The organism is Enterobacter sp. V89_11, from assembly GCF_029967775.1.
GTDB lineage: Bacteria > Pseudomonadota > Gammaproteobacteria > Enterobacterales > Enterobacteriaceae > Enterobacter > Enterobacter ludwigii.
This window is the reverse complement of the sequence record NZ_JASCAN010000005.1, coordinates 98484-116242: the sequence shown is the minus strand read 5'-3', so window position 1 is coordinate 116242 and position 17759 is coordinate 98484. Positions and strand designations below refer to the sequence as shown.

The 17759-nt window shown below is 54.5% G+C and carries 17 protein-coding genes; 10 read left to right on the top strand and 7 right to left on the bottom strand.

The window, feature by feature from the left end; translation table 11 throughout:
• The first annotated feature begins 4 nt into the window (after positions 1–4).
• From murC to mutT, 9 genes are all read left to right on the top strand, one after another.
• Positions 5–1480, top strand: a complete 1476-nt coding sequence (murC, locus tag QLG09_RS05365) for a UDP-N-acetylmuramate--L-alanine ligase (protein WP_014168630.1) — start codon at positions 5–7, stop codon at positions 1478–1480.
• Entirely contained in the window at positions 1473–2393 is a 921-nt protein-coding gene (locus QLG09_RS05360) for a D-alanine--D-alanine ligase (RefSeq protein WP_049023070.1), read from the top strand. The genes murC and QLG09_RS05360 overlap by 8 nt, the downstream gene beginning before the upstream one ends.
• A 1-nt stretch (position 2394) precedes the next feature.
• On the top strand, positions 2395–3237 hold the full coding sequence (gene ftsQ / locus QLG09_RS05355) for a cell division protein FtsQ (RefSeq protein ID WP_014168632.1): 843 nt from the start codon (positions 2395–2397) through the stop codon (positions 3235–3237).
• Complete coding sequence (gene ftsA / locus QLG09_RS05350) at positions 3234–4490, top strand: cell division protein FtsA (RefSeq protein ID WP_006173845.1); 1257 nt, start codon at positions 3234–3236, stop codon at positions 4488–4490. Before ftsQ ends, ftsA begins: the two co-directional genes overlap by 4 nt.
• 63 nt (positions 4491–4553) lie before the next feature.
• A complete protein-coding gene (gene ftsZ / locus QLG09_RS05345; protein WP_008501978.1) occupies positions 4554–5705 on the top strand; it encodes a cell division protein FtsZ in 1152 nt (383 codons plus the stop codon).
• Positions 5706–5806: 101 nt separating this feature from the next.
• On the top strand, positions 5807–6724 hold the full coding sequence (gene lpxC, locus QLG09_RS05340; RefSeq protein WP_014168633.1) for a UDP-3-O-acyl-N-acetylglucosamine deacetylase: 918 nt from the start codon (positions 5807–5809) through the stop codon (positions 6722–6724).
• Positions 6725–7007: 283 nt separating this feature from the next.
• On the top strand, positions 7008–7511 hold the full coding sequence (secM, locus tag QLG09_RS05335) for a secA translation cis-regulator SecM (RefSeq protein ID WP_074164833.1): 504 nt from the start codon (positions 7008–7010) through the stop codon (positions 7509–7511).
• 60 nt (positions 7512–7571) lie between these two features.
• Positions 7572–10277 carry a preprotein translocase subunit SecA gene (gene secA / locus QLG09_RS05330; RefSeq protein ID WP_014168636.1) on the top strand — a complete coding sequence of 902 codons (2706 nt, stop codon included), beginning with the start codon at positions 7572–7574 and terminating at the stop codon, positions 10275–10277.
• Between the two features lie 57 nt (positions 10278–10334).
• Positions 10335–10727, top strand: a complete 393-nt coding sequence (gene mutT, locus QLG09_RS05325) for an 8-oxo-dGTP diphosphatase MutT (RefSeq protein ID WP_014168637.1) — start codon at positions 10335–10337, stop codon at positions 10725–10727.
• A gap of 1 nt (position 10728) precedes the next feature.
• Here mutT and yacG read toward each other — a convergent pair whose 3' ends face one another.
• From yacG to coaE, 3 genes are read right to left on the bottom strand one after another with little or no spacing between them, the layout of a single operon-like run.
• Entirely contained in the window at positions 10729–10923 is a 195-nt protein-coding gene (gene yacG, locus QLG09_RS05320) for a DNA gyrase inhibitor YacG (protein ID WP_020882580.1), read from the bottom strand.
• 9 nt (positions 10924–10932) lie between these two features.
• On the bottom strand, positions 10933–11676 hold the full coding sequence (gene zapD, locus QLG09_RS05315; RefSeq protein ID WP_014168639.1) for a cell division protein ZapD: 744 nt from the start codon (positions 11674–11676) through the stop codon (positions 10933–10935).
• Positions 11676–12296, bottom strand: coding sequence for a dephospho-CoA kinase (gene coaE, locus QLG09_RS05310; protein ID WP_014168640.1), 621 nt, complete (start codon positions 12294–12296; stop codon positions 11676–11678). Before coaE ends, zapD begins: the two co-directional genes overlap by 1 nt.
• Positions 12297–12524: 228 nt before the next feature.
• Here coaE and QLG09_RS05305 point away from each other — a divergent pair, with 228 nt between their 5' ends.
• Positions 12525–13568 (top strand): GMP reductase, encoded by a 1044-nt coding sequence (locus tag QLG09_RS05305; protein WP_014168641.1) that lies wholly within the window; start codon positions 12525–12527, stop codon positions 13566–13568.
• 33 nt (positions 13569–13601) lie between these two features.
• On the opposite strand, the gene hofC is transcribed toward QLG09_RS05305, so the two are convergent.
• The 4 genes from hofC to nadC all read right to left on the bottom strand — a co-directional run bounded on the left by hofC (position 13602) and on the right by nadC (position 17673).
• Positions 13602–14786 (bottom strand): protein transport protein HofC, encoded by a 1185-nt coding sequence (gene hofC / locus QLG09_RS05300; protein WP_049023071.1) that lies wholly within the window; start codon positions 14784–14786, stop codon positions 13602–13604.
• Positions 14776–16158: a type II secretion system protein GspE gene (gene gspE / locus QLG09_RS05295; RefSeq protein ID WP_041162424.1), complete on the bottom strand. Its 1383-nt coding sequence runs from the start codon at positions 16156–16158 to the stop codon at positions 14776–14778. The genes hofC and gspE overlap by 11 nt, the downstream gene beginning before the upstream one ends.
• Positions 16159–16168: 10 nt before the next feature.
• A complete protein-coding gene (ppdD, locus tag QLG09_RS05290) occupies positions 16169–16606 on the bottom strand; it encodes a prepilin peptidase-dependent pilin (RefSeq protein ID WP_025205396.1) in 438 nt (145 codons plus the stop codon).
• Between the two features lie 173 nt (positions 16607–16779).
• Entirely contained in the window at positions 16780–17673 is an 894-nt protein-coding gene (gene nadC / locus QLG09_RS05285) for a carboxylating nicotinate-nucleotide diphosphorylase (RefSeq protein ID WP_047743424.1), read from the bottom strand.
• Between the last annotated feature and the right edge of the window lie 86 nt (positions 17674–17759).

Sequence of the window (17759 nt, the reverse complement as noted above, 5' to 3'; positions counted from 1 at the left end):
GAGAATGAATACACAACAACTGGCAAAACTGCGTTCTATCGTGCCCGAGATGCGTCGCGTCCGGCACATTCACTTTGTTGGCATCGGTGGTGCTGGCATGGGCGGTATTGCCGAAGTGTTAGCTAACGAAGGCTATCAGATCAGCGGGTCTGACCTGGCGCCAAACCCTGTTACGCAGCAGCTGGCGTCGCTTGGGGCGACTATCTATTTCAATCATCGCCCGGAAAACGTGCGCGATGCGAGCGTGGTGGTCGTGTCGAGCGCCATCTCCTCTGATAACCCGGAAATCGTGGCCGCGCACGAAGCGCGTATTCCGGTGATCCGCCGTGCGGAAATGCTGGCGGAGTTGATGCGTTTTCGACATGGCATTGCGATTGCCGGCACCCACGGCAAAACCACCACCACGGCGATGGTCTCCAGCATTTATGCGGAAGCGGGCCTCGACCCGACGTTCGTCAATGGTGGTCTGGTAAAAGCGGCAGGCGTACATGCGCGTCTCGGACACAGCCGTTATTTAATTGCCGAAGCGGATGAGAGCGATGCGTCGTTCCTGCATCTGCAGCCGATGGTCGCCATCGTCACCAATATCGAAGCCGACCATATGGATACTTACCAGGGCGACTTCGAGAACTTAAAGCAGACCTTTATTAATTTCCTGCACAACCTGCCGTTCTATGGACGCGCGGTAATGTGTGTAGACGATCCGGTGATTCGCGAGCTGTTGCCGCGCGTCGGACGTCAAATCACGACTTACGGCTTCAGCGAAGACGCTGATGTCCGCGTGGAAGATTACAAACAGCTGGGTGCGCAGGGGCATTTCACCCTGGCGCGTCAGGACAAAGAACTGCTGCATGTCACCCTGAATGCACCAGGGCGTCACAACGCCCTGAATGCCGCAGCGGCAGTGGCCGTGGCGACAGAAGAAGGCATTGATGACGAAGCCATTCTTCGTGCACTGGAAAGCTTCCAGGGAACCGGGCGTCGCTTCGACTTCCTCGGTGAATACCCGCTGGAGGCGGTGAACGGTAAACCCGGTACTGCCATGCTGGTTGATGACTACGGTCACCACCCGACGGAAGTGGACGCGACGATCAAAGCTGCGCGTGCGGGCTGGCCAGAAAAAAATCTGGTCATGATCTTCCAGCCGCACCGTTTCACGCGTACCCGTGACCTGTATGACGATTTCGCCAGCGTCCTGTCACAGGTGGATACGCTCCTGATGCTGGATGTTTATGCAGCGGGCGAAACTCCTATTCCTGGTGCAGACAGCCGTTCTTTATGTCGTACCATCCGCGGACGCGGTAAAGTAGACCCTATTTTGGTTTCCGATCCTGCCCAGGTGGCTGAAATTCTGGCCCCGGTGCTGACCGGCAACGATTTAATTCTGATTCAGGGCGCGGGAAATATCGGCAAAATCGCCCGTACCTTAGCTGAAATCAAACTGAAGCCGCAAACTCAGGAGGATGAGCATCATGGCTGATAAGATTGCTGTCCTGTCTGGCGGCACATCCGCCGAGCGCGAGGTTTCCCTGAATTCAGGTGCCGCTGTACTGGCGGGCCTGCGTGAAGGGGGTGTGGATGCGCACCTGGTCGATCCGAAAGAGACTGACGTAACCCAGTTAAAGGCGATGGGCTTCGATAAAGTCTTTATCGCGTTACATGGCCGTGGTGGCGAAGACGGCACTCTTCAGGGGCTGCTGGAACTCACCGGCATGCCGTACACCGGCAGCGGTGTGATGGCCTCCGCCATTTCTATGGATAAACTGCGCAGCAAAGTGCTGTGGCAGGGCGCGGGTTTACCCGTTGCCCCCTGGGTTGCCCTGACGCGTCGCGAATTTGAAATGGGCCTCTCCGATAGCGTTAATGCACGCATTGCTGAGCTGGGCTTACCGGTTATTGTAAAGCCCAGCCGCGAAGGGTCGAGCGTTGGGATGTCCAAAGTTGAGAAAACTGAGGATTTATCTTCCGCTTTAGCCCTGGCATTTCAACATGATGAAGAAGTTCTGATTGAAAAATGGCTCAGCGGGCCGGAGTTTACCGTCGCGATGCTTGGCGAAGAAATTTTACCGTCAATTCGTATCCAACCGGCCGGAACCTTCTATGATTATGAGGCGAAGTATCTCTCTGATGAGACGCAATATTTCTGCCCAAGTGGTCTTGAAGCTGAGCGTGAAACCGATTTACAGTCCCTGGTGGTTAAAGCCTGGCATGTTCTGGGTTGCCGTGGATGGGGCCGCATCGACGTGATGCTCGACAGTGATGGACAATTTTATCTGCTGGAAGCAAATACTTCTCCGGGAATGACCAGCCACAGCCTTGTGCCGATGGCAGCGCGTCAGGCGGGGATGAGCTTCTCGCAATTAGTCGTACGTATTCTGGACCAGGCGGGCTGATATGTCTCAGGCTGCATTGAACACGCGCAACCGCGATGACGAAGAAGAATACTCTTCTTCACGCCGGAGTAATGGAACGCGTCTTGCAGGTATTATTTTCCTGCTCGGGGTGCTGTGCACCGTGTTTATCAGCGGCTGGATGGTTCTGGGCTGGATGGAAGATGCGCAACGGTTGCCGCTTTCGAAGCTGGTGGTCACTGGTGAGCGTCATTACACCCGTAACGATGACATTCGCCAGACAATTCTGGCGCTGGGATCGCCTGGCACCTTTATGACGCAGGACGTCAATATTATCCAGAGTCAGATTGAACGTCTGCCATGGATAAAACAGGCGAGTGTCAGAAAGCAATGGCCTGATGAATTGAAGATTCATCTGGTTGAATATGTGCCCATTGCGCGTTGGAATGATCAGCACATGGTTGACGTAGACGGAAATTCCTTCAGCGTCCCGGCCGATCGTGTCAACAAGCAAAATTTACCGATGTTGTATGGCCCGGAAGGTAGCGAAAACGAAGTGTTACAAGGTTTTCGTGAAATGGGGCAGGTGTTGGCGAAGGACAGGTTTACGCTAAAAGATGCTGCAATGACGGCGCGCCGCTCCTGGCAACTGACGTTAACGAATGGCATTAAGCTCAACCTGGGTCGCGGGGACACAATGAAACGTCTGGCGCGATTTGTAGAACTTTACCCGGTTTTACAGCAGCAGGCACAGACTGACGGCAAACGGATAAGCTACGTTGATTTGCGCTATGACTCAGGCGCAGCAGTCGGTTGGGAACCGGCTCCGGTCGAGGAACCTAATCAGCAACAGAATCAGGCACAGGTACAGGCAGAACAACAATGATCAAGGCGACGGACAGAAAACTGGTAGTTGGACTGGAGATTGGCACCGCGAAGGTTGCCGCTTTAGTAGGGGAAGTTCTGCCCGACGGTATGGTCAATATCATTGGCGTGGGCAGTTGCCCGTCCCGTGGTATGGATAAAGGTGGGGTTAACGATCTTGAGTCGGTGGTGAAGTGCGTACAGCGCGCCATCGATCAGGCTGAATTGATGGCAGATTGCCAGATTTCCTCTGTTTATCTGGCGCTTTCGGGTAAGCACATTAGCTGCCAGAACGAAATCGGCATGGTGCCGATTTCCGAAGAAGAAGTGACGCAGGAAGACGTTGAAAACGTTGTGCATACGGCGAAATCCGTGCGCGTTCGCGATGAGCATCGCGTGCTGCACGTGATCCCGCAGGAGTATGCGATTGACTACCAGGAAGGGATCAAAAACCCGGTCGGTCTTTCCGGCGTACGTATGCAGGCAAAAGTGCACTTGATCACATGTCACAACGATATGGCGAAGAACATTGTAAAAGCCGTTGAACGTTGTGGCCTGAAAGTTGACCAACTCATTTTCGCCGGTCTTGCAGCGAGCTATTCCGTGCTGACCGAAGATGAACGTGAACTGGGTGTCTGTGTGGTCGATATTGGTGGTGGTACAATGGACATGGCCGTGTATACCGGCGGTGCGCTGCGCCACACCAAAGTGATCCCGTATGCCGGGAACGTTGTGACCAGCGATATTGCTTACGCTTTTGGTACGCCCCCGAGTGATGCAGAAGCGATTAAAGTACGCCACGGCTGTGCGCTGGGGTCTATCGTTGGCAAAGATGAGAGCGTTGAAGTGCCGAGCGTGGGCGGACGTCCACCGCGCAGCCTGCAGCGCCAGACGTTGGCAGAGGTCATTGAGCCGCGTTATACCGAGCTGCTTAACCTGGTCAACGAAGAGATTTTGCAGTTACAGGAACAGCTTCGCCAGCAGGGCGTGAAACATCATCTTGCAGCGGGGATTGTATTAACCGGCGGGGCAGCGCAAATTGAAGGTCTTGCGGCCTGCGCTCAGCGCGTGTTCCATACGCAAGTGCGTATCGGTGCTCCGCTGAATATCACCGGTTTAACGGATTATGCTCAGGAGCCGTACTATTCAACGGCCGTGGGCCTGCTCCACTACGGGAAAGAATCTCATCTCAGTGGTGAAGCAGAAGTGGAAAAACGCGTCTCAGTTGGGTCGTGGGTCAAACGACTGAACAACTGGTTGCGAAAAGAGTTTTAATTTTTTTAAGAGACCGGAGAGAATTAGCGGTCTCGGGCGACAGGCACAACGGAGAGAGAAATTATGTTTGAACCTATGGAACTGACCAACGACGCGGTGATTAAAGTCATCGGCGTCGGTGGCGGCGGCGGTAACGCCGTAGAGCATATGGTGCGTGAACGCATTGAAGGTGTTGAGTTCTTTGCAGTTAACACCGATGCACAGGCACTGCGTAAGACGGCTGTAGGCCAGACTATCCAGATCGGCGGTGGCATCACCAAAGGGCTGGGCGCTGGGGCTAACCCGGAAGTCGGTCGTAATGCGGCTGAAGAAGATCGTGAGGCCCTGCGCGCTGCACTGGAAGGTGCGGACATGGTCTTTATCGCAGCGGGTATGGGTGGCGGTACGGGTACCGGCGCAGCACCTGTTGTGGCTGAAGTAGCGAAAGATTTAGGTATCCTGACCGTTGCTGTCGTGACCAAGCCTTTCAACTTTGAAGGCAAGAAGCGTATGGCTTTCGCGGAGCAGGGGATCACTGAACTGTCCAAGCACGTGGACTCGTTGATTACCATCCCGAACGACAAACTGTTGAAAGTTCTGGGTCGCGGTATCTCTCTGCTGGACGCTTTTGGCGCAGCCAACGACGTGCTGAAAGGCGCGGTGCAGGGTATCGCTGAACTGATTACCCGTCCGGGTCTGATGAACGTTGACTTTGCAGACGTTCGTACCGTGATGTCCGAAATGGGCTACGCGATGATGGGCTCTGGCGTGGCAAGCGGTGAAGACCGTGCAGAAGAAGCGGCTGAAATGGCTATCTCTTCTCCACTGCTGGAAGATATCGACCTGTCTGGTGCGCGCGGCGTGCTGGTCAACATTACCGCTGGCTTCGACCTGCGTCTGGATGAGTTTGAAACCGTGGGTAACACTATCCGTGCGTTCGCCTCTGACAACGCTACCGTGGTAATCGGTACTTCCCTTGACCCGGAAATGAACGACGAGCTGCGTGTTACTGTTGTTGCTACCGGTATCGGTATGGACAAGCGTCCTGAGATCACCCTGGTGACCAACAAACAGACTCAGCAGCCGGTTATGGATCGTTACCAGCAGCACGGTATGTCTCCTCTGACTCAGGAGCAGAAACCGGCCGCGAAAGTGGTTAACGACCCCACTCCGCAAACGGCGAAAGAGCCAGATTATCTGGATATCCCGGCGTTCCTGCGCAAGCAAGCTGACTAAGAATTGGCTGGAATTTGGGGATTTTCGCTCTTTGTGCTAAACTGGCCCACCGTCAGTGATATACACTTTCGGTTGGATAGTTAATTTGGCGAGATTATACGATGATCAAACAAAGGACACTTAAACGTATCGTTCAGGCGACTGGTGTCGGTTTACATACCGGCAAGAAAGTCACACTGACGTTACGCCCTGCGCCGGCCAATACCGGGGTCATCTATCGTCGCACCGACTTGAATCCACCGGTAGACTTTCCGGCCGATGCCAAATCTGTGCGTGATACTATGCTCTGTACTTGTCTGGTGAACGAGCATGACGTGCGGATTTCTACCGTAGAGCACCTGAACGCCGCCCTGGCGGGTCTGGGTATCGACAACATTATGGTTGAAGTCGATGCGCCAGAAATCCCGATCATGGATGGTAGTGCTGCTCCGTTCGTCTATCTGTTGCTGGATGCCGGCATCGAAGAACTGAACTGCGCGAAAAAATTTGTTCGTATCAAAGAGACCGTTCGCGTCGAAGATGGCGACAAATGGGCTGAATTCAAACCGTACAATGGTTTCTCGTTGGACTTTACCATCGATTTTAACCATCCGGCGATTGATGCCAGCACCCAACGCTATGCGATGAACTTCTCTGCTGATGCGTTTATGCGCCAGATCAGCCGTGCCCGTACGTTTGGCTTCATGCGTGATATCGAATATCTGCAGTCCCGTGGTCTGTGCCTGGGCGGCAGCTTCGATTGTGCCATCGTTGTTGACGATTATCGCGTACTGAACGAAGACGGTCTGCGTTTTGAAGATGAATTCGTTCGTCACAAAATGCTGGATGCTATCGGCGACCTGTTTATGTGTGGTCACAACATCATTGGTGCATTTACCGCGTTTAAATCCGGTCATGCACTGAACAACAAACTGTTGCAGGCAGTCCTGGCAAAACAGGAAGCCTGGGAATATGTGACCTTTGAAGACGAAGCTGAGCTGCCGCTGGCCTTCAAAGCACCAAACACGGTACTGGCGTAACGGTTAAAGCCGTTTCGTAAAAAATCGACTGGTTAACCTGGTACTCTCTCCGACCAGGGAGACCAGTCGTTTTTATTTTTACCCCTCTTCATTTATTTGCCCCAGCGTCACTTCTCGTTTGCCCGGTGCAGAAAATCTGTGCGTTAGCTGCATTCTTGACCGTTTTTCCCCGCAGCAATACGTCATTCCTGCTGCTGTGTATTGGCTTTAGTGGTAATATCTGGGCGCTTAAAAGAATAATTGAATTCAGCCTTTTGAAGGCTGGCTTAATGTGGTGGAGCAATTGAGCGGAATACTGACGCGCTGGCGACAATTTGGCAGACGTTACTTCTGGCCGCATCTCTTATTAGGGATGGTCGCGGCGAGTTTCGGCTTGCCTGCGCTCAGCAACAGTGCGGAAGCGGCGACGCCGACGAAGACCTCCACAACCAAACACGATCTCAACACGCGGGTTAATTTTACTAACCTGGCGTGGCTTGAAGCCAATCGCCGCCCGAATTTCTCGGTGGATTACTGGCACCAGCATGCGATTCGTACCGTTATTCGCCATCTGTCATTTGCGATGGCTCCGCAGGCACTGCCTGTTGCTGAAGAGACGCTGCCGGTACAGGCGCAGCATCTTGCTCTGCTGGACACGCTTAACGCGCTGCTTACGCAGGACAGTCAGCCACCCGTCATGGTGCGTCAGACCTCGCAAATCGCGCACGTTCCTCCTGCGAGCTTCTCCGTTTCGACATGGATTAGCCAGGCTCACGGCATCCGCGCCGGGCCTCAACGCCTCAGCTAAATTAACCTTTTTTCAATACCTTAATTTATCTGCCCAACCTGGGGCGTTTGAGAATTTATTATGCTAATCAAATTGTTAACAAAAGTTTTTGGTAGTCGTAACGATCGTACCCTGCGCCGTATGCGCAAAGCTGTTACCGTCATCAATGGCATGGAGCCGGCGATGGAGAAGCTCTCTGATGACGAGCTGAAAGCGAAAACCGTAGAATTCCGCGCGCGTCTTGAAAAAGGCGAAACGCTGGAAAGCCTGATCCCGGAAGCCTTCGCCGTTGTGCGTGAGGCCAGTAAACGTGTGTTTGGCATGCGTCACTTCGACGTTCAGCTGCTGGGTGGTATGGTGCTTAACGAGCGCTGTATCGCGGAAATGCGTACCGGTGAAGGTAAAACCCTGACCGCAACGCTGCCCGCCTACCTGAACGCACTGACCGGTAAAGGCGTTCACGTCGTTACCGTCAACGACTATCTGGCACAGCGTGATGCCGAAAACAACCGTCCCCTGTTCGAATTCCTGGGCATGACCGTTGGCATCAACATGTCCGGTCTGCCGGCACCCGCCAAACGTGAAGCCTATAACGCGGACATCACCTACGGTACCAACAACGAATACGGCTTCGACTACCTGCGTGACAACATGGCGTTTAGTCCTGAAGAGCGTGTGCAGCGTAAATTGCACTATGCGCTGGTGGATGAGGTGGACTCCATCCTGATCGATGAAGCGCGTACCCCGCTGATCATCTCCGGCCCGGCTGAAGACAGCTCCGAGATGTACCGTAAAGTCGATAAAATCATTCCGCACCTGCTGCGTCAGGAGAAAGAAGATTCCGACACCTTCCAGGGTGAAGGTCACTTCTCTGTCGATGAAAAAGCGCGGCAGGTGAACCTGACCGAACGCGGTCTGGTGAAAATTGAAGAGCTGCTGGTGGCTGAAGGCATCATGGAAGAGGGCGAGTCTCTGTACTCTCCGACTAACATTATGCTGATGCACCACGTCACTGCCGCGCTGCGTGCCCACGCGCTGTTCACCCGCGATGTCGACTACATCGTGAAAGACGGTGAAGTTATCATCGTTGATGAGCACACTGGCCGTACCATGCAGGGGCGTCGCTGGTCTGACGGTCTGCACCAGGCCGTTGAGGCCAAAGAAGGCGTTGATATTCAAAATGAAAACCAGACGCTGGCCTCTATTACCTTCCAGAACTACTTCCGTTTGTACGAGAAGCTGGCGGGGATGACCGGTACTGCAGATACCGAAGCATTTGAATTCAGCTCCATCTACAAACTGGATACCGTGGTCGTTCCAACCAACCGTCCAATGATCCGTAAGGATATGCCGGACCTGGTGTACATGACCGAAGCGGAAAAAATTCAGGCGATCATTGAAGATATTCGCGATCGTACCGCTAATGGCCAGCCGGTGCTGGTGGGGACAATCTCCATCGAGAAATCCGAAGTGGTTTCCAATGAGCTGACCAAAGCGGGCATCAAACACAACGTACTGAACGCCAAATTCCACGCCAAAGAGGCGGATATCGTTGCGCAGGCGGGTTACCCGGCAGCGGTAACAATCGCCACCAACATGGCGGGTCGTGGTACCGACATTATGCTGGGTGGTAGCTGGCAGGCAGAGATTGCCGAGCTGGAAAACCCAACGCCGGAGCAGATTGCTCAGATTAAAGCGGACTGGCAGGTACGCCATGACGCGGTGCTGGCATCCGGTGGTTTGCATATCATTGGTACCGAACGTCATGAATCTCGTCGTATCGATAACCAGCTGCGCGGCCGTGCGGGTCGTCAGGGCGATGCCGGTTCTTCCCGCTTCTACCTGTCTATGGAAGATGCGCTGATGCGTATTTTCGCCTCCGACCGTGTTTCTGGCATGATGCGTAAACTGGGTATGAAACCTGGCGAAGCCATTGAACACCCGTGGGTCACCAAAGCGATTGCTAACGCCCAGCGTAAAGTGGAAAGCCGCAACTTCGATATTCGTAAGCAGCTGCTGGAATATGATGATGTGGCCAACGACCAGCGTCGTGCCATCTATACCCAGCGTAACGAACTGCTGGACGTGTCCGACGTGAGCGACACCATCAACAGCATTCGCGAAGATGTATTCAAAGCGACTATCGACGCGCATATTCCACCGCAGTCTCTGGAAGAAATGTGGGATATCGAAGGTCTGCAGGAACGCCTGAAAAACGACTTCGACCTCGAACTGCCAATCAAAGAGTGGCTGGACAAAGAGCCTGAGCTGCACGAAGAGACCCTGCGTGAACGTATTTTCGAAACCGCGCTGGACGTATACAAGCGTAAGGAAGAAGTCGTTGGCGCTGAGATGATGCGTCACTTCGAAAAAGGCGTGATGCTGCAAACGCTGGACTCCCTGTGGAAAGAGCACCTGGCGGCGATGGACTACCTGCGTCAGGGTATCCACCTGCGTGGTTACGCGCAGAAAGATCCGAAGCAGGAGTACAAGCGTGAATCCTTCGCCATGTTTGCGTCCATGCTGGAGTCACTGAAGTATGAAGTGATCAGCACCCTGAGCAAAGTTCAGGTACGCATGCCGGAAGAAGTGGAAGCAATGGAGCAACAGCGCCGTGAAGAAGCTGAGCGTCTGGCACAGATGCAACAGCTGAGCCACCAGACTGACGAGAGCGAAGCTGCGGCAGCGATCGCGGCCCAGACTGGCGATCGTAAAGTTGGCCGCAACGATCCGTGCCCGTGTGGTTCCGGTAAAAAATACAAGGCGTGCCACGGTCGTCTGAGCTAAATTCATAACAAAACAAAAAGGCGCAGAAATCTGCGCCTTTTTTATGGAAGTGACAATATGAAAATACTGCAAATTGCCGTCGGGATTATTCGCAACCCGCAAAACCAGTTCTTTATCACCCAGCGCGCCGCCGACGCCCATATGGCGAACAAATGGGAGTTTCCGGGCGGGAAAATCGAGTCAGGCGAAACGCCGGAACAGGCGCTGATCCGTGAGCTTCAGGAAGAAGTGGGGATCACCCCGCTTGGCGCAACGCTGTTTGACAAGCTCGAATACCAGTTTCCCGATCGTCACATTACGCTTTGGTTCTGGCTGGTGGAAAACTGGGAGGGGGATCCCTGGGGCAAAGAGGGGCAACCGGGTAACTGGGTTGAACTGCAGGCAAGCGATGCCGACAAATTCCCGCCGGCAAATGAGCCTGTGATTACCCGGTTAGTGCAGGGCGTTTAATTTACTGCTGTTCTTCACTCCAGTCATCGCTGTCCGAAAGAGTGCCTTCACTCGGAATGCGTTTCTCTTCCGCCGCCCATTCGCCCAGGTCAATTAACTGACAGCGTTTACAGCAGAATGGGCGGTATGGGCTCACTTCGCCCCAGACAACACTTTTGCCACAGGTTGGGCAGTTTACGATGGTTACGTCAGACATTGGCACTCCTTAACAACAGGCCAGTTCAAAATCGAGGCGTTCCGGCACGGTGCCATTTTCACTGTCCAGCGGCATAAAGCGAATCGCAAAACGGCTCTTATGCCCGGAAATTTGCGGGTAAAGCTGCACGTCGAGCGAAAGGTTCAGTCGCAGTAGATCGGCATCGTCCCCGTTATCCTGGTAAAAACCGTTCAGGCTGGTCTGCTTGCGGAACGGCGCAGAGTTACGGATAAGATCGAGGATCAGCGATAACGTCCGGTGCATCGGCTCCAGGCTTTCCAGCCAGATATTCACCTGCGCATCACGCTGCGTTTGCGGCATGTGCAGCCACATATGAAGCGTCGGCAGGTCAAAGCTGCAGCATCCACCGGGAATACTCAGGCGCTGGCGTACCAGGGCAATCAAGCGATCTTCACGCAAAAACTGGCCAACGCGAGGGGCAGCCATTAACGTGCTGCTACTGCTTTTTAACTGCTGACGCAGGGAATCGATACGGCTTTGATCAACACCCGGGACTTCCGCCCATGCCTGCAGTTTACGCTGCTGACGCTCGAGTTCTTTCAGTAATTCGGTGCGGACATCTCCACGCTCAATCACATCCAGCAGGTCCCCCACATTGCGGAAGAAGTGCAACGCAGTGGCGTGATCGTTGACAGGCAGATGTTGCGAGAGTTGTTGAATAAGAAATTCGATACGCAGCCAGGTACGCATTTTTTCGTTAAGCGGATGCTCAAAAAGGATGTGAGTCGACATTATGGTTTTTCCTGTGCAACGGCCTGCGCGGCGAAGGTCAAATACTGCGCGTGCAGACGGGCAACATCCGATGCAATGGCATCTGGTGCGCCGTTATTATCAATAACATCATCCGCAACGGCCAGGCGCTGATCGCGCGTGGCCTGAGCGGCAAGAATTTGTTCGGCATGTTCGCGCGAGACGCGATCGCGCGTCATGGTTCGCTGGATTTGCGTTTCGGGAAGGACATCAATGACCAGAACCCGATCGGCTTTCTTCTGCAGCTGATTTTCTACCAGCAACGGAACTACCCACAGCACATACGGTGAGCGGGCGGCGGCAATCTGACGCTGGGTTTCCTGGTGGATAATGGGGTGGAGCAGGGCATTAAGCCAGACCTTTTCCGCAGAATCGGAAAAAATGCATTCGCGAAGCTGCCGGCGATTTAGCGTGCCGTCCGCATTGATGATGGCCGGGCCAAAATGTTCTTCAATGGCCTTTAACGCGGGTGTATTCGGTTCTACCACCTGACGGGCAATGATATCGGCATCGATAATCGCGATACCCAGGCGAGCGAAAGCGTCCGCAACGGTACTTTTGCCACTACCGATGCCGCCGGTTAATGCGACGGTATACCCCATTAAATCAAATCCTGGGAATTATTCATTATTAAAATCAGTTGGTTGAAATTCAAACGTGTGCCAGCCAATGTTTAGCTCTCTTTACCGGCTTTTTACCAGGTAAATTTATAGGATTGTAGCGTAAAAAAAGAGAATTTCGCAGTCTTGCGGAGCAGGTATTAGTGCGTATGATAACGTCACTGGAGTTGTGCTTTTAACATATTTGCCTCTAACCCCAGGAATCCGCACATGCGTATCGAAGAAGATCTGAAGTTAGGTTTCAAAGACGTTCTTATCCGCCCTAAACGCTCTACACTGAAAAGTCGCTCAGACGTTGAACTCGAACGTCAATTCACCTTTAAACATTCCGGTCAGACCTGGTCTGGCGTGCCGATCATCGCTGCCAATATGGACACCGTGGGAACCTTCGAGATGGCAACCGCGCTGGCACAGTTCGACATCCTCACGGCAGTTCACAAACACTACAGCCCTGAAGAGTGGAACGCCTTTGTGGCATCCGCTTCTGCTGAGGTCGTGAAGCATGTGATGGTCTCTACCGGAACCTCAGATGCCGATTTCGAAAAGACCAAACAAATCCTCAAGAGTAACCCCGCGCTGAACTTCGTCTGTATTGATGTAGCGAATGGTTATTCCGAACACTTCGTGCAGTTCGTGAGCAAGGCGCGTGAAGCCTGGCCGAACAAAACCATCATTGCGGGTAACGTAGTGACCGGCGAGATGTGTGAGGAGCTGATCCTCTCTGGCGCAGATATTGTCAAAGTGGGCATTGGCCCGGGTTCCGTGTGCACCACGCGTGTCAAAACCGGTGTCGGTTATCCGCAGCTTTCTGCGGTTATTGAATGTGCCGATGCTGCGCACGGCCTGGGCGGCCAGATCATCAGTGACGGCGGTTGTACTACCCCGGGTGATGTCGCGAAAGCTTTCGGCGGCGGCGCAGACTTCGTGATGCTTGGCGGTATGCTGGCAGGTCACGAAGAGAGTGGCGGTACCGTGGTGGAAGAGAACGGTGAGAAATTTATGCTGTTCTACGGTATGAGCTCTGAATCGGCGATGACCCGTCACGTGGGTGGCGTTGCAAAATACCGTGCGGCAGAAGGCAAAACCGTGAAGCTGCCGCTGCGCGGTCCGGTTGAGAATACCGCACGTGACATTCTTGGTGGCCTGCGTTCGGCCTGCACCTATGTGGGGGCATCCCGCCTGAAAGAGTTGACGAAACGCACGACCTTTATTCGCGTTCAGGAACAGGAAAACCGCGTTTTCAACAGTCTGTAATCGCGTAAGCTGGCGCACATCCGTGTGCCAGCGTTATCCCGCACTCATCGCATCCCCGAGATGGAAGATAGGCAGATACATTGCCACCACCAGCGTGCCGATAATCACACCCGTTACAATCAGCAGCACAGGCTCCAGCACGGCAGCCAGGTTATCTGCTGACTGAAAGGTTTGCTCCGTGTGGTGACGCGCCAGGTTTACCAGCATGATGTCGAGCGCACCTGACGTTTCGCCGGTTCGCAATAGCTGAATACACAGCGGAGTAAAAACCGCCGCCTTTTGAAAGGATGCCCAAAGGGGATAACCCTTTTCAATGTCTTCCCGGATGGCGCGGAGTATCCCCTGCCAGTACCTGCTCTCAACCGTCTCTTCTGCACTCTCCAGACCCTTTAAAAAAGCGATGCCCGCCTGCTGCGTGAGCGACAGCACGGTAAAAATTTGCCCCAGCTTTTGTCCTTTAGCCAGCGCGCCCATGACGGGGATATGCAGCAGTACGTGTTGCCAGCGTGGATCCTGCCGCCAAGCCCAGGCGATGCTCACAGGAAGGAGTAGCCCCGCGAACAGCGCGAGGGCATAGGACTGTATAAACGTTGCCATTCCCATGACTATTTGTGTCAGCATCGGGAGCGGGGTATTAAACGTTTTGTAGATGGCGGCGAATTCGGGCAAGACCAGAGTGACCATGGCCAGCACCACGAGTACCGCCAGCGCCAGGATTACCATCGGGTAACGCAGTGCCTTTTTCACTTTCGCACTGAGTTGCTGCTGTGATTTTTGTTGCTGGGCAAGCTCACGGCAGCACGTCTCCAGCTTCCCGGTTAGCTCGCCGGTCTTCACCATCGACACATACAGTGGGCTAAATACCGCGGGCCAGCGCTTCAGCGCCTCAGAAAAAGGGCATCCTTCACTCAGCTCATCGGCAAGGCTTTGCAGGAGTGCCTGCCAGGGCGTTATCGGATGCTGATCCGCCAGCATCTGCAGGCTGTCAGACAATGTCAGGCCCGCCTGCAAAAGCGTGGCGAGCTGGTGAAATACCTCGTAGCGGTGATGTGGTCGCCAGCGATACCTCTGCGTGCAGCGGGTGATTGTCAGAGGATGCAGCGCTTTGCGCATCAGCCTGTCGAAAGCCGCATTGCGGTCAGTTGCCCACAGAGCCCCGCTTCGGGGCTCTCCTTCAACGGATAGCGCACGCCAGCGCCAGAGGTGATTAGCAGCCATCGGGCATTCCCAGGATACGCAGCAACTCTTCGAGCGTGGTCAGTCCCTGTTCAACAGCCATACAGCCATGTTCGAAAAGGGATGTCATTCCTGCCTGACGGGCGCTGGCCTCTATCACCTCTGACCCCGCTCCGCTGGCAATGGCCTGCCGGAGTGTCTGGTCAATGACGAGCACTTCAAAAATGGCGACGCGACCATAAAAACCGTGATAACAGCGCTCACAGCCGGTGGGTTGCCAGCGCGGTAGCGGCCGGGGCCAAACGGAGCGAGGCAGTTCTGCCCGCTTGTCGGTTTCCTGGCGGCAATGGGGGCATAAACGGCGCACCAGCCGCTGGGCGATGACCAGCGAGAGGGCGGAAGAGATCATCCATCGCGCCACCCCCATCTGCTGCAGGCGGATCAGGGTTTCCGCCGTCGAGTTGGTGTGTAGCGTCGACAACACCAGATGCCCGGTTTGTGCGGCATTAATGGCAATCTCTGCCGTTTCGCCATCACGAATTTCGCCGACCATAATGATGTCAGGATCCTGACGTAGCAGCGCTCTCAGCACCGTCTGGAAGGTGAGGCCCGCACGCGGGTTTATCTGCGTCTGGTTTAATCCTGCAAGCGGGATCTCTATCGGGTCTTCCACGCTGCAGATGTTCACATCCGGCGTGTTTCGAGCCTGCAGCGCGCTGTACAGCGTCACGGTTTTACCGCTGCCGGTGGGGCCGGTAACCAGAATCAGCCCCTGCGGCTGGTGGAGCACTTCGCTAAAGCCGGCCAGCTGTTTAGTATTCATCCCCAACGTTTCCGGCTCAAGAGATTGCTGAACCTGATGCAGCAGGCGCAGTACAATTTTTTCACCGCCGCTGCAGGGAAGCGTGGCGATGCGAAATGAGACCGGCTCGTTTGCCAGCTCAATCGTAAACTGACCGTCCTGCGGTAAGCGGCGCTCCGCAATATCGAGGTTACCCAGCACTTTTAACCGGGCGCTGAGCATGGTGGCCAGCGCGGCTGACAGTGGGGGCTGCGGGCAAAGCACGCCGTCGATGCGCAGGCGAATCTGGCAAGTTTGCTCCATTGGTTCAATATGAATATCAGAAGCGCGTTGGTTTATCGCCTGCTGCAGCGTGTGGTTGAGAATATCCACCGCTGAGTGTGTCGGCGTAACGACGGGCAGATGCGTTTGTGTGGTTAACTGCCGGTGCTTTTCCATGCGCTCGGCGCTCCAGCACTCGATATCAATCCGTTTCTGGGTAGCGAAACGCAGGGCTTCCATCAGTTCAGGGCCGGGGTTTCCCACGACGGCAATGCTAATCATGTCGCTATCGCTGCTCAGCAGAAGGGCATGATGACGCAGACAAAGTGCGACAAGCTGATCGGTATTCATCATCCGCTCCTCAGTGGGTGTCGAAGCGGAAAACGTCTTCACAGGCCTGCTTGAGCGCGCTGTCGGTACCGATGTTGCAGTCACGCGTCCACCCCGTCATGCCGTTGCCATCATTCCATTGTGGCGTCATGACCACCTCCAGCCCGTTAAGGCTCTCCTGGCCGGTTAAGGCCACGACGCCTTTCGCCACGTTCATGCCTGAAACGTAGCGGGTAGTGGTGGGGGACGGGATGCCATTACTGCCTCCGTCACAGCTCTCCACGCCGCCGTGATCCAGGGCGCAAAGCTCAATGGCGGTACGGTAGGGAATGAAGGTTTGCAGCATATCGGTCAATGCTGCTTTTCGCAGGTAGTTCTGGTACGCGGGAACGCCGATGGCGCTCAGAATGGCAATAATGCCGATCACCACCATCAGCTCAATGAGTGTGAATCCTTGTTGTCTGTCCATGTCTGCTCCTTACGTTAAGTAGGGCTACTCTGGCAGTGAGACAGCGCAGAAACGAGGGGCAAAAAAAAGAACGTGAAGGGGCTTTCAGGGAATTCGTGGCGTGTTGCAGGGTAGGGCAATGGTTTTGCGAGCGGGAGTGAATTTCCCCTCTCCGCAACGAGAGGGGAGGATCATTATTTGAAGCGCATCGAGAGGTCGAGGGCGCGAACGTGCTTGGTCAGCGCCCCAACGGAGATGAAATCAACGCCGGTCTCGGCGAATTCACGGATCGTATCAAACGTCACGTTGCCGGATACTTCAAGCTGGGCTTTGCCGTTAGTCAGTTTTACCGCCTCGCGCATCTGCTCGGTTTCGAAGTTATCAAGCATGATGATATCGGCGCCGGCCTTGATAGCCTGCTCCAGCTCCTCCAGGTTTTCGACTTCCACTTCGACGGGCACATCCGGATGCAGCCAGAAGGCTTTTTCGACCGCCTGACGCACGGATCCCGAGGCAATGATATGGTTTTCTTTAATCAGGAACGCGTCAGACAACCCCAGACGATGGTTTGCACCGCCGCCACAGAGCACCGCGTATTTCAACGCAGTGCGCAGACCTGGTAGCGTTTTGCGGGTATCCAGCAACTGCGTGCGGGTACCCGCCAGCAGGTCAACGTAGCGACGCACTTCGCTTGCCACGCCGGACAACGTCTGCACGAAGTTCAGCGCGGTTCGTTCGCCGGTCAGCAGTACGCGGGAAGGTCCATCAAGTTCGAACAGCGGCTGATTTGCCGTAATTGCATCACCGTCGTCGACATGCCAGGTGATCTGCACCTCATCGCCTGCCAGTTGGGTAAAGACCTCTTCAACCCAACGCTTACCGCAAAAAATGCCCTCTTCGCGCGTAATAATGACCGCATGTGAGCGAGTCTCTTTTGGCAATAATTGTGCGGTAATATCCCTGTCGGCGCTGACGTCACCGCCCAGATCTTCTTTCAGGGCATGGGCAACACTTGCCGGAATATCCATACTAATACGTTCCAGAAGCGCTTCACGTCGGTTGTCGGGGTTGTAACGGCGAGGCGGCATGATAAAACTCCAAATTGGTAACGAATCATAATATTGAAACATGCTACTCTGAACCGAGTAACAGCACCATACATAAGGAGTTCCAG

Bases quoted from the DNA above. Each gene is read 5' to 3' on its own strand.
- murC (WP_014168630.1), top strand. From the start codon at position 5: ATGAATACACAACAACTGGCAAAACTGCGTTCTATCGTGCCCGAGATG.
- QLG09_RS05360 (WP_049023070.1), top strand. From the start codon at position 1,473: ATGGCTGATAAGATTGCTGTCCTGTCTGGCGGCACATCCGCCGAGCGC.
- ftsQ (WP_014168632.1), top strand. From the start codon at position 2,395: ATGTCTCAGGCTGCATTGAACACGCGCAACCGCGATGACGAAGAAGAA.
- ftsA (WP_006173845.1), top strand. From the start codon at position 3,234: ATGATCAAGGCGACGGACAGAAAACTGGTAGTTGGACTGGAGATTGGC.
- ftsZ (WP_008501978.1), top strand. From the start codon at position 4,554: ATGTTTGAACCTATGGAACTGACCAACGACGCGGTGATTAAAGTCATC.
- lpxC (WP_014168633.1), top strand. From the start codon at position 5,807: ATGATCAAACAAAGGACACTTAAACGTATCGTTCAGGCGACTGGTGTC.
- secA (WP_014168636.1), top strand. From the start codon at position 7,572: ATGCTAATCAAATTGTTAACAAAAGTTTTTGGTAGTCGTAACGATCGT.
- mutT (WP_014168637.1), top strand. From the start codon at position 10,335: ATGAAAATACTGCAAATTGCCGTCGGGATTATTCGCAACCCGCAAAAC.
- yacG (WP_020882580.1), bottom strand. From the start codon at position 10,923: ATGTCTGACGTAACCATCGTAAACTGCCCAACCTGTGGCAAAAGTGTT.
- zapD (WP_014168639.1), bottom strand. From the start codon at position 11,676: ATGTCGACTCACATCCTTTTTGAGCATCCGCTTAACGAAAAAATGCGT.
- coaE (WP_014168640.1), bottom strand. From the start codon at position 12,296: ATGGGGTATACCGTCGCATTAACCGGCGGCATCGGTAGTGGCAAAAGT.
- QLG09_RS05305 (WP_014168641.1), top strand. From the start codon at position 12,525: ATGCGTATCGAAGAAGATCTGAAGTTAGGTTTCAAAGACGTTCTTATC.
- hofC (WP_049023071.1), bottom strand. From the start codon at position 14,786: ATGGCTGCTAATCACCTCTGGCGCTGGCGTGCGCTATCCGTTGAAGGA.
- gspE (WP_041162424.1), bottom strand. From the start codon at position 16,158: ATGAATACCGATCAGCTTGTCGCACTTTGTCTGCGTCATCATGCCCTT.
- ppdD (WP_025205396.1), bottom strand. From the start codon at position 16,606: ATGGACAGACAACAAGGATTCACACTCATTGAGCTGATGGTGGTGATC.
- nadC (WP_047743424.1), bottom strand. From the start codon at position 17,673: ATGCCGCCTCGCCGTTACAACCCCGACAACCGACGTGAAGCGCTTCTG.